The 12642-nt window shown below is 57.6% G+C and carries 11 protein-coding genes; 6 read left to right on the forward strand and 5 right to left on the reverse strand.

The window, feature by feature from the left end; all coding sequences use genetic code 11:
• Positions 1–16: 16 nt before the first annotated feature.
• Positions 17–196 (forward strand): DUF1127 domain-containing protein, encoded by a 180-nt coding sequence (locus tag U5A05_RS07065; protein WP_321836491.1) that lies wholly within the window; start codon positions 17–19, stop codon positions 194–196.
• 72 nt (positions 197–268) lie between these two features.
• On the opposite strand, the gene U5A05_RS07070 is transcribed toward U5A05_RS07065, so the two are convergent.
• Positions 269–1615: a class II 3-deoxy-7-phosphoheptulonate synthase gene (locus tag U5A05_RS07070; RefSeq protein WP_261741411.1), complete on the reverse strand. Its 1347-nt coding sequence runs from the start codon at positions 1613–1615 to the stop codon at positions 269–271.
• Between the two features lie 158 nt (positions 1616–1773).
• Between U5A05_RS07070 and U5A05_RS07075 the strand changes: the two genes are divergently transcribed.
• Together U5A05_RS07075 and U5A05_RS07080 are read left to right on the forward strand one after the other, a co-directional pair.
• Positions 1774–2529: a spermidine synthase gene (locus U5A05_RS07075; protein ID WP_261741412.1), complete on the forward strand. Its 756-nt coding sequence runs from the start codon at positions 1774–1776 to the stop codon at positions 2527–2529.
• A gap of 371 nt (positions 2530–2900) precedes the next feature.
• Positions 2901–4574, forward strand: a complete 1674-nt coding sequence (locus U5A05_RS07080) for a DEAD/DEAH box helicase (RefSeq protein ID WP_321836010.1) — start codon at positions 2901–2903, stop codon at positions 4572–4574.
• 305 nt (positions 4575–4879) lie between these two features.
• Here the strand turns inward: U5A05_RS07080 and U5A05_RS07085 are convergent, their stop codons facing one another.
• Positions 4880–5647, reverse strand: coding sequence for a DODA-type extradiol aromatic ring-opening family dioxygenase (locus U5A05_RS07085; protein ID WP_261741414.1), 768 nt, complete (start codon positions 5645–5647; stop codon positions 4880–4882).
• A gap of 101 nt (positions 5648–5748) precedes the next feature.
• On the opposite strand from U5A05_RS07085, the gene U5A05_RS07090 reads away from it, so the two are divergent.
• The gene (locus U5A05_RS07090; protein ID WP_261741415.1) at positions 5749–6408 is read left to right on the forward strand and encodes a thiopurine S-methyltransferase; all 660 of its coding nucleotides are present in this window, start codon (positions 5749–5751) and stop codon (positions 6406–6408) included.
• A gap of 61 nt (positions 6409–6469) precedes the next feature.
• Here the strand turns inward: U5A05_RS07090 and htpX are convergent, their stop codons facing one another.
• Both htpX and U5A05_RS07100 read right to left on the reverse strand, forming a co-directional pair.
• Positions 6470–7357 (reverse strand): protease HtpX, encoded by an 888-nt coding sequence (gene htpX, locus U5A05_RS07095; RefSeq protein ID WP_003446575.1) that lies wholly within the window; start codon positions 7355–7357, stop codon positions 6470–6472.
• A 314-nt stretch (positions 7358–7671) separates the two neighbouring features.
• Positions 7672–8883: a pyridoxal phosphate-dependent aminotransferase gene (locus U5A05_RS07100; protein WP_261741416.1), complete on the reverse strand. Its 1212-nt coding sequence runs from the start codon at positions 8881–8883 to the stop codon at positions 7672–7674.
• 222 nt (positions 8884–9105) lie between these two features.
• Between U5A05_RS07100 and msrB the strand changes: the two genes are divergently transcribed.
• Both msrB and U5A05_RS07110 read left to right on the forward strand, forming a co-directional pair.
• The gene (msrB, locus tag U5A05_RS07105; RefSeq protein ID WP_261741417.1) at positions 9106–9501 is read left to right on the forward strand and encodes a peptide-methionine (R)-S-oxide reductase MsrB; all 396 of its coding nucleotides are present in this window, start codon (positions 9106–9108) and stop codon (positions 9499–9501) included.
• A 17-nt stretch (positions 9502–9518) separates the two neighbouring features.
• On the forward strand, positions 9519–10004 hold the full coding sequence (locus U5A05_RS07110) for a glutathione peroxidase (RefSeq protein ID WP_321836011.1): 486 nt from the start codon (positions 9519–9521) through the stop codon (positions 10002–10004).
• 176 nt (positions 10005–10180) lie between these two features.
• Here U5A05_RS07110 and U5A05_RS07115 read toward each other — a convergent pair whose 3' ends face one another.
• Positions 10181–12496 (reverse strand): hybrid sensor histidine kinase/response regulator, encoded by a 2316-nt coding sequence (locus tag U5A05_RS07115; RefSeq protein WP_321836012.1) that lies wholly within the window; start codon positions 12494–12496, stop codon positions 10181–10183.
• Positions 12497–12642: the final 146 nt, after the last annotated feature.

The following is a 12642-nucleotide window of genomic DNA, read 5'->3' on the forward strand; positions in this document are numbered from 1 at the left end:
CAGGAGGTCTCAAGTGATGAAAGGTCAAACAGGAGTGAGGTGGATTGCCCGTATTTCCCGCTGGTATCAACTGTCGCGGGAAAGGGCGTACCTGAGGCGGATCAGCGATGCAGCACTGAAAGATCTTGGGTTGAGCAGGGCGGAGATCGAAGCAGAAAGCCATCGGGCTTTTTGGGACGATCCGTTTAACAAGTAAGGCAAGCTCGCCTTGATAGCCTGTGGGGGCTGGCTTGCCAGCTCCCACAGGGTTTGTGGATTTGGCAGGGGGTCAGCGTTTGACCTGTTTCAACGTCTCGGCAATCAAAAACGCCAGTTCCAGCGACTGATCGGCGTTCATGCGCGGGTCGCAGTGGGTGTGGTAGCGGTCCGACAGGCCGTCTTCGGTAATCGGGTTGGCGCCGCCGATGCACTCGGTGACGTTCTGCCCGGTCATCTCGATGTGAATCCCGCCTGCGTAGCTGCCTTCAGCCTCGTGGACCTGGAAGAACTGCTTCACCTCGCCAAGGATCTGCGCGAAATCACGGGTCTTGTAGCCGCTGCTGGCCTTGATGGTATTAGCGTGCATCGGGTCGCAGCTCCACAGCACTTGCTTGCCTTCGCCCTCTACGGCGCGGATCAATTGCGGCAAGTGATCGCCCACCTTGTCGGCGCCCATGCGCACGATCAGGTTGAGGCGGCCCGGATCGTTGTCCGGGTTGAGGATGTCGATCAGACGGATCAAGTCCTCGTTATTCATGCTCGGGCCAACCTTGACCCCGATCGGGTTGTTGACCCCGCGCAGGAACTCGACGTGGGCGCCGTCGAGTTGGCGCGTGCGGTCGCCGATCCACAGCATGTGTGCCGAGCAATCGTAGTAATCGTTGGTCAAGCTGTCGCGGCGCACGAAGGCTTCTTCGTAGTTCAACAGCAGTGCTTCGTGGGCAGTGAAGAAGCTGGTTTCGCGCAATTGTGGCGAGCTGTCCATGCCGCAGGCGCGCATAAAGGCCAGGGTCTCGTCGATGCGATTGGCCAGCTGGCTGTATTTCTCAGCCAGGGCTGAGTTGGCAATAAAGTCCAGGTTCCACTTGTGTACCTGATGCAGGTCGGCAAAGCCGCCCTGGGCAAAGGCGCGCAGCAGGTTCAGCGTGGCAGTGGACTGGTGATAGGACTGCAGCAAACGCTCCGGGTCGGGTACCCGGCTTTTTTCATCGAAGCCGATGCCGTTGACGATATCGCCGCGATAGGCCGGCAGTGTCACGCCGTTGATCGTTTCGTCATTGGCTGAGCGCGGCTTGGCGAATTGCCCGGCCATGCGGCCGACCTTGACCACCGGGCAGCCTGCCGCGAAGGTCATGACAATGGCCATTTGCAGCAGGACCTTGAAGGTGTCGCGAATTTTTGCCGCTGAAAACTCCGCAAAGCTTTCGGCGCAATCGCCGCCCTGAAGTAAAAACGCCCGACCTTGAGTGACTTCGGCAAACTGTCGGCGCAGTTCGCGGGCTTCTCCGGCAAATACCAGTGGCGGGTAACTGGCCAGGCTTTGCTCGACGCGCAGCAGGTGGGCCGCGTCAGGGTAGTGGGGTTGTTGCTGGATCGGCAGGGCGCGCCAGCTGTCAGGGGTCCAGATTGGGCTCATCGCAGACTCTAGTATTTGTAGGGGGTGGCCCATGTTAGCAGCAATTAGTGCGTGACCTGTCGCGCTGCAATGGCCGACAATCGCGCCTTTGCGCTCGACACCGAGTGGTTGTTTTTTACAGCGTTGCGGGGAGTGCCGGAGCGCGGCAAGGAGAGGAAATGTCTGAGGAGCGCGTAGAGCGTCTGCTCGCTGAAGTCCATGATGACTTCGGCATGATTCGAGTGCTGGAGGTGGCTGACTACCGTTTCCTCGAATTTGGCGATGCGATCGAGCAAAGTTGCGTATTCACCGCTGATCCCAGCTGGCTGGAATACGACTACACCCGCGCCATGTTGATCGGTGCGCTGTGCCATGAGGCTCCCGAGAGCGCGTTGTTCCTGGGCCTTGGTGCCGGAACCCTGACACAGGCTTGCCTCAAGTTCTTGCCTCTTGAAGACGTCGAAGCCATTGAGCTGCGCCCGGATGTGCCACGCCTGGCCATTGAGTATCTGGGCCTGGACGATGATCCGCGGCTGTATATCCGCATTGGCGACGCGCTCGAACTGTTGGACAGCGCCGAATCTGCGGACCTGATCTTTGTTGACCTTTATAACGACTTGGGGCCCGCCACTGGTCACCTGGCGTGGACATTCCTCGAAAGCTGTCAGAAAAAGCTCTCCCCCAACGGCTGGCTCATCATCAATCAATGGGCCACCGATGACGGCAAGCCGCTGGGCGCTGCCTTGCTGCGCGGCCTGTATCACCGCCATTATTGGGAGCTGCCAGTTAAAGAGGGTAATGTCATTCTGATGGTGCCGGCCGATCTTGAGCAGACGCTGGATATCGACGCGCTGACCGCTCGGGCACAGGCTCTGGCGCCGCGTTTGGGCTATTCGCTGGAGTCGCTGATCAAGGCGATTCGCCCTGCGACCTGATGCCCAAGGATGAAACGTTTTAGCGTCTGCCCCAGAGCCATCAGGCATTAAACGTTTTTTTGCGCACGAAAATATCGTTAAAGCCCGGTCTATAGAGGGGTACAGACGATTGTGCCCCAAAAAAACGCTTCTTTTTTTTGATAAATCCGGTATAGTGCGCGCCGGCCTTTAGCCGGGCCACGTTTAGGTGTCGCATTTCCCGAAGCACGCTTCGGCTGCTCGTCCGTTTCGCGGACAACCCCTGAACGCTCCATTCATTTAACGTTTTCGCAAATCCCCGCCGACAAAGCAGCCAGGGCGACTCTTGAGTCTTACACGGCATGCGCAGCTTTGGAGCATGGGTCTTTGCGGATGCACTTAGAGGCAGACCCATGACCCAGGAAACCGGCGGCTTCGCCGCTTTTAATCTTAATCCGAACATTCTTGCAGCTGTCATCGCGACTGGCTACGAAGAACCTTCGGCTATTCAGCATCAATCGATCCCGATCATTATGGCCGGTCACGACATGATTGGTCAGGCGCAAACCGGTACGGGTAAAACCGCCGCGTTCGCACTGCCGATCCTGCACCGCATCGATCCTGCTAAGCGCGAGCCGCAAGCCCTGATCCTGGCGCCAACCCGTGAGTTGGCGCTGCAAGTAGCAACCGCTTTCGAAACCTACGCCAAGCAAATGCCTGGTGTTACCGTTGTGGCCGTTTACGGCGGCGCCCCTATGGGTCCGCAACTGAAAGCAATCCGTAATGGCGCACAGATCGTTGTCGCCACTCCGGGCCGTCTGTGCGACCACCTGCGTCGTGACGAAAAAGTACTGTCGACCGTGAACCACCTGGTTCTGGACGAAGCTGACGAAATGTTGAAACTGGGTTTCATGGACGATCTTGAAGTTATCTTCAAGGCTCTGCCTCCAACCCGTCAGACCGTATTGTTCTCGGCAACCTTGCCGCAGTCGATCCGTGCCATTGCTGAACGCCATCTGCGCGATCCGCAACACGTGAAGATCCAGACCAAGACTCAGACCGTTACCGCGATCGAACAGGCTCACCTGTTGGTTCACGCTGACCAGAAGACCTCGGCTGTATTGAGCCTGCTGGAAGTTGAAGATTTCGACGCCCTGATCATGTTCGTACGCACCAAGCAAGCGACCCTGGATCTGGCCAGCGCCCTTGAAGCCAAAGGCTATAAAGCTGCTGCGCTGAACGGTGACATTGCCCAGAACCAGCGTGAGCGCGTAATCGAATCCCTCAAGGATGGCCGTCTGGACATCGTTGTGGCGACCGACGTTGCTGCTCGTGGTCTTGATGTTCCACGTATCACTCACGTGTTCAACGTTGACATGCCTTACGATCCAGAGTCCTACGTTCACCGTATCGGCCGTACTGGCCGTGCAGGTCGCGAAGGTCGCGCACTGCTGCTGGTAACTCCTCGCGAGCGCCGCATGCTGCAAGTGATCGAGCGTGTAACCGGTCAGAAAGTTGCTGAAGTCCGCCTGCCGGATGCCCAAGCTGTTCTCGATGCTCGCATCAAGAAGTTGACCAACAGCCTGACACCTCTGGTAGCTGACGCTGAATCGACTCACGGTGATCTGCTGGATCGCCTGATTGCCGATATCGGTTGCAGCCCGCGTGCTCTGGCCGCTGCTCTGCTGCGCAAAGCAACCAATGGTCAGGCTCTGACTCTGGCTGCGATCGAACGCGACCGTCCACTGGTGCCTAACAGCGCACCGCGTGAGCGTTCGTCCGAGCGTACTGGCGACCGTCCGGACCGTGGTGATCGTGAGCGTCGTGCTCCGGTTCCATTGGCCGAAGGCCGTGCTCGTTGCCGTACCGCGCTGGGTGCGCGTGATGGTATCGCTGCCAAGAACCTGCTGGGCGCTATCCTCAACGAGGGTGGCCTGGCTCGTGAAGCTATCGGTCGCATCCAGGTGCGTGACAGCTTCAGCCTGGTAGAACTGCCGGAAGTAGGTCTGGAAAGTTTGCTGGCCAAACTGAAAGACACCCGCGTTGCTGGCAAGCAGCTGAAGCTGCGTCGCTACCGCGAAGATTAATTACAGCTTGCTGTGATTGATCGCTAAAAAAATCCCCGACTGGTTCGGGGATTTTTTTTGTCTGCAATTCCACGAAAAAACCAGCCCTTTGAGGAGGGGCTCCCGTAGCAGTTGCCGAAGGAACGAGGCTACGTTCGGTTGCGTAGCGACCGTAAATCCTGAGTCCGGGATTTGTCTGATCTGTAGGGGTGTCAGATTTTTCGACGGCTTCGCCGCCGGACGTAGCCTCGTTCCTTCGGCAACTGCTACGCAAGTGTTTTGCATAGCAATATCGATTCGCCCGGTAGGTTTTGCGTTGCACCAAACTAACCAAATTTATAGATATCCATCCCCAGCGCGCCCAACGTCCAGCCTTGGTGCGCGATGCTGAACGGGCCGCCTGCGCCGCGGGCGAAGTACAGTGGTAGCAGGTGTTCATCGCTGGGATGGTTTTTGGCTGCAAAAGGCGCCTGTTTTCGATAGTCGTGCAGCGCCGTCTGATCATCAGCGGCGAGCTTTTCGATCATCCAGTCACGAAAGGCCTTGGCCCAAGGTTCTATGCTCTCGGGGCCTGCATGCCAGTCGAGTTCGCGCAGGTTGTGGGTGATGCTGCCCGAGCCGATGATCAGGATGTCTTCGCTACGCAATGCGGCCAGTGCCCGCCCGACCTCTGTCTGGGCCATCGGGCCCAGCTGGCTTGGCAGTGAAATCTGTACCACAGGGATATCGGCTGCCGGGTACATTAGCGACAACGGCACCCAGGCGCCGTGGTCGAAAGGCCGTTTGGCGTCCAGTCGGGCCGGTAAACCGTGGTCTGCCAGCAGTTGCACAATCCGGGCCGCCAGCGCCGGTTCGCCGGGGGCGGGGTATTGCACGGCAAACAGCGCAGGCGGGAAGCCCCCAAAGTCATGCCAGGTCTCGGGGGCCGGGTTGCTGGCGACCCGCAGATCGGTGCTTTCCCAGTGCGCGGAAACCAGCACAATGGCTTTTGGACGAGGCAGCTCGGTTGCCAGGCGCTTGAGCGCCGGGCCACTAGCGCCCGGTTCCAGTGCCAGCATTGGCGAACCGTGGGAGATAAACAGGCTGGGAAGCATGAAAGACGTCCTCAAGGTTAAGATGTGTCATCTTCATCCTGATCATTGATCTAAATCCAATATAAGTTTTAGTGCTTATCTATCGAATTTAAAGGTGAATCATGCAGCCCGAATTTTGGCACGACCGCTGGGACCGCAATCAGATCGGCTTTCACCTGCAGCAGGTCAATCCTTACCTTCAGCGTCTGTGGGGCAAGCTTGAGCTGGCGCCGGGCGGTCGTGTGCTGGTGCCGTTATGCGGTAAAAGCCTGGATATGAGTTGGTTGGCGGCCAATGGCTTTGAAGTGTTGGGCATAGAGCTGACACAGACGGCCGTGGAGCAGTTTTTCAGCGAACAGCAGGTCGAGCCACAGATTCGTCAGCAGGGTGCCTTCAAGGTGTACGAGGCGGGCCCGGTGACGATCTTGTGCGGTGATGTCTTTGCCCTGACCGCGACCGATGTCGCTTCCTGTGTGGGGCTGTACGACCGGGCGGCGATGATCGCATTCCCGCCCGAGATGCGTGCAGCCTACGCTCGGCATCTGACGCAAATCCTTGCACCTGGTTGCCAGGGACTGTTGATTACTCTCGATTACGACCAGTCACAGATGAAAGGCCCGCCGTTTTCGGTGCCGGACGCCGAGGTGCAGAGCCTGCTGGCGTCTGCCTGGGCACTGGACATCATCGAGCAGCCGGATGTGCTGGATCAGGAGTGGAAGTTCCTCAAGGGCGGCGTTACGCGTCTGGTGGAGCGGGTGTATAGCCTGAAAAAAACCGCCTGACCCACAATGCGGACACAAAAAAGGGCGACCGTAGTCGCCCTTTTTTGTGTTTGCCGTGGAGTTAACCGCGGCGACGCAGTGCATCGATACGTTCTTCCAGAGGCGGGTGGCTCATGAACATCCGCGCCAGGCCTTGCTTGAGGCCGCCGTTGATGCCGAAAGCCGCCATGGTGTCCGGCATGTGCACCGGCAGGCCCTGCTCGGAGCGCAAGCGCTGCAGGGCGCTGATCATGGCCGCTGTGCCTGCAAGCTGGGCACCGGCTTCGTCAGCCCGGAACTCACGTTTGCGCGAGAACCACATCACAATGGCGCTGGCCAGGAAGCCCAGAACCAGTTCGGCAAAGATGGTTGCGACGTAGTAGGCAATACCGCGGCCTTCGTCGTTTTTGAACACCACCTTGTCGACAAAGTTGCCGATGATACGGGCGAAGAACATCACGAAGGTGTTCACCACGCCCTGCACCAGTGCCAGGGTGACCATGTCCCCGTTGGCTACGTGGCCGATTTCGTGAGCCAGTACCGCTTTCACTTCATCGGGCGAAAAGCGTTCCAGCAAACCCTGGCTGACGGCGACCAATGCATCGTTTTTATTCCAGCCAGTGGCAAAGGCATTTGCTTCGTATGCGGGGAAAATCCCCACTTCAGGCATTTTGATCCCGGCTTCGCGGGACAATTGTTCAACGGTTTGCATCAACCATTGTTCATGACGAGTACGAGGCTGAGTGATCACCTGGGTGCTGGTGCTCATCTTCGCCATCCATTTGGAGATGAATAGCGAGAACAAAGACCCTGCGAAACCAAAGACCGCACAGAACACCAACAGCTGACTGAGGTTCAGATCAACCCCGTTGGCCGCCATGAACCCGTCAAAGCCAAACAGGCTCAGGGTGATGCTGGCTATCAGCACGACCGCCAGGTTAGTGGCCAAAAACAGCAGAATGCGCATCATGGTTGTAAGAATCTCCTCGTCTTAGGGGTGTTGCCGTATGCGGGTATATAAGGTGCTGCCTCAGGCTATTCAACCGAGTGACTATTTCAAACTGTGTCCTACAGCCTGATTCTAGACGCCTACTGGTTATTTCCTAATACAGATCGACTTTATTTCGAACCGAAAGGTTCATCTAAACCCCGTAAATACAAGGGATTGCCCGGTTTAGAGGTGAGTGTGGCGGTAGAGGAGGGAGGTGTGCGAGCAAAAGTGAAAAATGTTTCAGTAGACACATGCTGTGCGACTTTTCATTGGTCGCACAGCATATAAAGAAACTACTGACGGTAAGTCTTCAGGAAGTTACCGATCCGGCCGATGGCCATTTCCAGCTCGTCGACACGGGGCAGGGTAACGACGCGGAAGTGGTCGGGCCACGGCCAGTTGAACGCCGTGCCTTGAACCACCAGCAGTTTTTCCGAGAGCAGGAGATCGAGCACGAATTTTTCATCGTTGAGGATCGGGCACACTTTCGGGTCGATGCGCGGAAACGCATACAGCGCACCCATTGGCTTCACGCAGCTGACGCCGGGGATGTCGTTGAGCAGCTCCCATGTGCGGTTGCGCTGCTCCAGCAAGCGGCCGTTCGGTAGAACCAGGTCATTGATGCTCTGGTAACCGCCCAGTGCAGTCTGAATGGCGTGCTGGCTGGGCACGTTGGCACACAGGCGCATGTTGGCCAGCATGTCGATGCCTTCGATGTAGCTTTGGGCGTTTTGCTTTGGCCCGGAGATGGCGATCCAACCCGAGCGGAAGCCTGCGATCCGGTAAGACTTGGACAAGCCATTGAAGGTCAGGCACAGCAGGTCCGGCGCCAGCGATGCGGTACAAATGTGTACGGCGTCGTCGTAAAGAATCTTGTCGTAGATCTCGTCCGAGAACACGACCAGATTGTGCTGGCGTGCAATCTCCAGCATGCCCAGCAATACTTCCTTGGAATACACCGCGCCCGTTGGGTTGTTCGGGTTGATGATGACCATGGCTTTGGTGTTGGGCGTGATCCTGGCTTTTATATCGGCCAGGTCAGGCCACCAGTTGGCCTGCTCGTCGCACAGGTAGTGCACCGGATGACCGCCGGCCAGCGTTACAGCGGCAGTCCATAGCGGGTAGTCGGGGGCCGGCACCAGCACTTCGTCGCCATTGTTAAGCAACGCTTGCAGCGACATCACGATCAGCTCGGACACGCCGTTGCCCAGGTAGATGTCTTCAATGCCGACACCTTCTACCTGTTTTTGCTGGTAGTACTGCATCACCGCCTTGCGTGCGCTGAACAGACCCTTGGAATCGCTGTAGCCTTGGGAAGTTGGCAGGTTGCGGATCACGTCCTGAAGGATTTCGTCCGGCGCTTCAAAACCAAAGGGTGCCGGGTTGCCGATATTCAGCTTGAGGATGCGCTGGCCTTCCTCCTCCAGACGCTTGGCGTGCTTGAGCACTGGGCCGCGAATGTCATAACAGACGTTGGCGAGCTTGTTTGATTTGCTGACCTGCATGGCGATGTGATCCCGAAAATGAACGATCCAGGCAATGTGATAACCACGGCTCTGGGGAATTCTGTGTTTTCACACAGTGGCAAACACCGCTTAGCTTCAAGAATCCGTTTGAATGCAGCTAGGGCGGGTGCCAGACTGGCGTTTAACGAGGCGCAATCATACGTGCCACCCGACCCCTGGAAAAGCCACTGGTCGGGGTTTTTCAGTTGCAGAGGCAGAACCATGGAAAAGTTGAACAAAACCCTGGACGAATGGAAGGCGATGCTCGATCCGGAGCAATACAACGTGTGCCGTCTTAAAGGCACCGAGCGGCCGTTTTCGGGTAAATACAACGCGACTAAAACTGACGGCGTTTATCACTGTATTTGCTGCAATGAGCCGTTGTTTGACTCCAGTGCAAAGTTTGATTCCGGCTGCGGCTGGCCGAGTTTTTATCAGCCGATTGGCGACAGTGCGATGGTCGAAATCCGTGACGTCAGCCACGGTATGGTGCGTACCGAGGTGGTCTGCGCCAAGTGCGATGCGCATTTGGGCCATGTGTTTCCCGATGGCCCACCACCGACCGGGCTGCGCTACTGCATCAACTCGGTGTGCCTGGACCTGGTTCCCCGCGACTGAATTTTTGAGGCACGGTCATGAACGACAACCTGCTCGATATTGCGTGCACCACTCTTGGCGGCGAGCCGAAAACCCTGGCTGACTACGCGGGCAAGGCGTTGCTGGTGGTCAATACGGCCAGCAAATGTGGCTTTACCCCGCAGTACAAGGGGCTTGAAGCCTTGTGGCAGCAGTACAGGGATCAGGGGTTGGTGATTCTGGGCTTTCCGTGTAACCAGTTCGGCCAGCAGGAACCGGGTGACGAGGCGGCCATTTTCGAGTTCTGCGAGTTGAACTTTGGCGTGACGTTTCCACTGTTCAAAAAAATCGACGTCAATGGCAGCCAAGCGCACCCGCTGTTTGTCCAGCTGAAGAAACGCGCGCCGGGGCTGTTGGGTTCACAGAGGGTCAAGTGGAATTTCACTAAATTCCTGATCAGCGGCGACGGCAAAAGCGTCAAGCGTTATGCCCCGACCACCAAGCCTGAGGCGCTCAAGACGGATATTGAAGCGCTGCTTGGGTAGCGGTTACACCTGATTACGTAGCAGCTGGCGAAGGAACGAGGCTGCGTCCGGCGACGCAGTCGACGTAAACCCGGTGAACTCGATGTATCTGAAACACCAAGGCTGAATGGTTTTACGACTGCTGCGCAGCCGGACGCAGCCTCGTTCCTTCGGCAGCTGCTACAGGTCTAGCTTTTTTATGCCTTTGGCGGCACCCAGGTGTCGATCAGGGCGGCGAGTTCTTCGCGCCGAAACGGTTTGGCCAGGTAGTCGTTCATCCCCGCCGAGCGGCAGCGCTCGCGTTCTTCGGGCATGGCGTTGGCCGTCAGCGCGACGATGGGCAATTTTGGCCAGCGTCCGCGGTGGCGAATTTGCCGAGTGGCTTCGTAGCCATCCATTACCGGCATATTGCAGTCCATCAGTACCAGATCAACCCCGTTCTGCTCCAACTGGCTCAGAGCTTCGCCGCCGTGGGCTGCAACCACCACCTCACATCCCAGTTTGCTCAACATGCCCTTGGCCACCAGTTGGTTGACCGGGTTGTCTTCGACCAGCAGTATCCGTGCGCGGTGCGCAACAGGTGTGCTGCTGGTTCGAGCGCCCGGGCTCTCCTGATCATCTCTTAGCAACAAGTGCTGCAAGGTTTTGTACAGGGCATAGCGCGAAAGAGGCCTGGCTTTTTGTTGCAGGGGCGCCAGTGCATTGACCTGGTCGCTGGGCATGAAGTTGCCGTAGGCGGTGACCAGCAGTATCGGTGCCGTGATGGCGGGTCGCAGGCCAAACAGGCATTCCGGACAGTCGGTGATCAACAGGTGCGGGTCGGTACCGGCCAGTGAGTCGTCCATGGAATAGCGTTTAAAGTCCACCCCCCAAAGCGGCAGATAGCTGCCGAGCAGTTCGCTCAGGCCGCTGCTCGCGGCACTCACCACCACCACCCGCCCGCATAGCGGGTTTAACGTGATGGCAGGGGTATGACAGGGTAAGGGTAGTTCGGCACAAAACTGGCTGCCAAAGCCGACTTCCGAACTGATGGTCAGTCGCCCCTGCATGACCTCACACAGGCTGTTGGTCAGTGCCAGCCCCAGCCCGGTGCCGCCAAACTGGCGAGTGATACCGGCTCCGGCCTGGGTGAAGGGCCTGAATATTCTGGCTTGGGCTTCCTGTGCGATCCCGATTCCGGTGTCACGCACTTCGATACATACCTGATCGTTTTTCGCGCTCAGGCGCACATCGACCCGCCCGAACCGGGTGAACTTCAGTGCATTGGATAACAGATTGCTGACAATCTGGCGTACCCGGGTCGGGTCGCCCAGGACCAAGGCCGGGAAGTCCGGGTCGATCAAGCACGTCAGCTCTACGCTGGGCGCTGCGTTCTGCGATAACAGGTTGGCGGTATCTTCGATCAGGGTGCCCAGATCGAAGGCTATATGCTCCAGCTCCAGTTGGCCTGCGTCGAATTTTGACAGGTCGAGAATGTCATTCAGCAGTTCGACCAGGACCTTGCCCGAGTCGTGGGCAATCGACAGTTGCTGGTGTTGCTCAGCATTCAGCGGGCTGTCCAGACACAGTGCCAGCATCCCCAGCAGGCCATTGAGCGGCGTGCGTATTTCGTGGCTCATATTGGCCAGGAATGCCGACCGGGCCTGGGCCATTTCCAGTGCATTGCTGCGTGCCGCTTCCAGCTCTTCGTTGGAATGACGCAGTTGATCGTTAATCGCTTCCAGCTCCTGGGTACGCACCGAGACGATGTTTTCCAGTTGAGCCAGGTACTCGGTCAGGCGGTTCTCGGCGCGACGTCGATATTCCATCTCGCGGGTCATGGCCTCGAACTGCTGATTGGCGGTATTGACCAGCACCCCGATTTCATCGTCCTCGTGGCCGGGTGGGCAGTGCACCTTCGATTGCTCGGGGTCCCCCGGCTTGCTGTTGCTGATCTCACGAATGACGCGGACCAGGGGTTTGGTCAGCATCACGTAAAACAGGCCCAGGAGGATGAAAGTCAGAATGACGCCGCGAATAAAACCGCTGAGTAGCGTGACTTCCGCCCGCTGCAAGAACCGCTTGCCAAAGGGGTAGGTATCCACCTCAAGGCGCAATTCGCCCATGCTGTGTTCGGGCAGGGTATTGAAGTACAGTCGCTGCGCAAATGAGCGGTTGGAACCAAACAGGAAATCGCTGAGCGCTCGATAGCGCCCTCTTTCAGGTTGATCCTGTACCGAGGCGAGGATCACGTTGTCACTGTCGGTGATCTGTGCGCTGATGATCGCCGGTGAGCGCAACAGACCCAGCAACAGCTCCTGGGCGAGCTCTGAATCCAGGTTGTAGGCAATGCGCGAAGCCGGGTTATGACTGATCTCTAGCAGTGACTGGATTTCGCGATCGATGGCTGCGTTTTCACTGGCATAATCAATGCCGATCTGCAGCAGGCTCAGCATGGCCCCTAGAACCAAACCGACCAGCACAGTCAGCTTTGCTTGTTTGAAAGACAGGCGCTGGGTGAGTTTTAGATCCATGGGGTGCTGCACCTGTTTCCATTTCCTTGCGGCGTGCAAGAGTAGTCGATTAGTGGGTTAACCGGCAGGCAAAACTGCGGTAAATATGGCTAACCAATTGAGTCATGACGTGGATGAGGGGTAAATGTCTACGCATGGCTATATGC

Source organism: Pseudomonas kulmbachensis (assembly GCF_963681935.1).
Classification (GTDB): domain Bacteria; phylum Pseudomonadota; class Gammaproteobacteria; order Pseudomonadales; family Pseudomonadaceae; genus Aquipseudomonas; species Aquipseudomonas kulmbachensis.

Bases quoted from the DNA above. Each gene is read 5' to 3' on its own strand.
- U5A05_RS07080 (WP_321836010.1), top strand. From the start codon at position 2,901: ATGACCCAGGAAACCGGCGGCTTCGCCGCTTTTAATCTTAATCCGAAC.
- U5A05_RS07090 (WP_261741415.1), top strand. From the start codon at position 5,749: ATGCAGCCCGAATTTTGGCACGACCGCTGGGACCGCAATCAGATCGGC.
- U5A05_RS07075 (WP_261741412.1), top strand. From the start codon at position 1,774: ATGTCTGAGGAGCGCGTAGAGCGTCTGCTCGCTGAAGTCCATGATGAC.
- U5A05_RS07085 (WP_261741414.1), bottom strand. From the start codon at position 5,647: ATGCTTCCCAGCCTGTTTATCTCCCACGGTTCGCCAATGCTGGCACTG.
- htpX (WP_003446575.1), bottom strand. From the start codon at position 7,357: ATGATGCGCATTCTGCTGTTTTTGGCCACTAACCTGGCGGTCGTGCTG.
- U5A05_RS07110 (WP_321836011.1), top strand. From the start codon at position 9,519: ATGAACGACAACCTGCTCGATATTGCGTGCACCACTCTTGGCGGCGAG.
- U5A05_RS07065 (WP_321836491.1), top strand. From the start codon at position 17: ATGAAAGGTCAAACAGGAGTGAGGTGGATTGCCCGTATTTCCCGCTGG.
- U5A05_RS07100 (WP_261741416.1), bottom strand. From the start codon at position 8,883: ATGCAGGTCAGCAAATCAAACAAGCTCGCCAACGTCTGTTATGACATT.
- U5A05_RS07115 (WP_321836012.1), bottom strand. From the start codon at position 12,496: ATGGATCTAAAACTCACCCAGCGCCTGTCTTTCAAACAAGCAAAGCTG.
- U5A05_RS07070 (WP_261741411.1), bottom strand. From the start codon at position 1,615: ATGAGCCCAATCTGGACCCCTGACAGCTGGCGCGCCCTGCCGATCCAG.
- msrB (WP_261741417.1), top strand. From the start codon at position 9,106: ATGGAAAAGTTGAACAAAACCCTGGACGAATGGAAGGCGATGCTCGAT.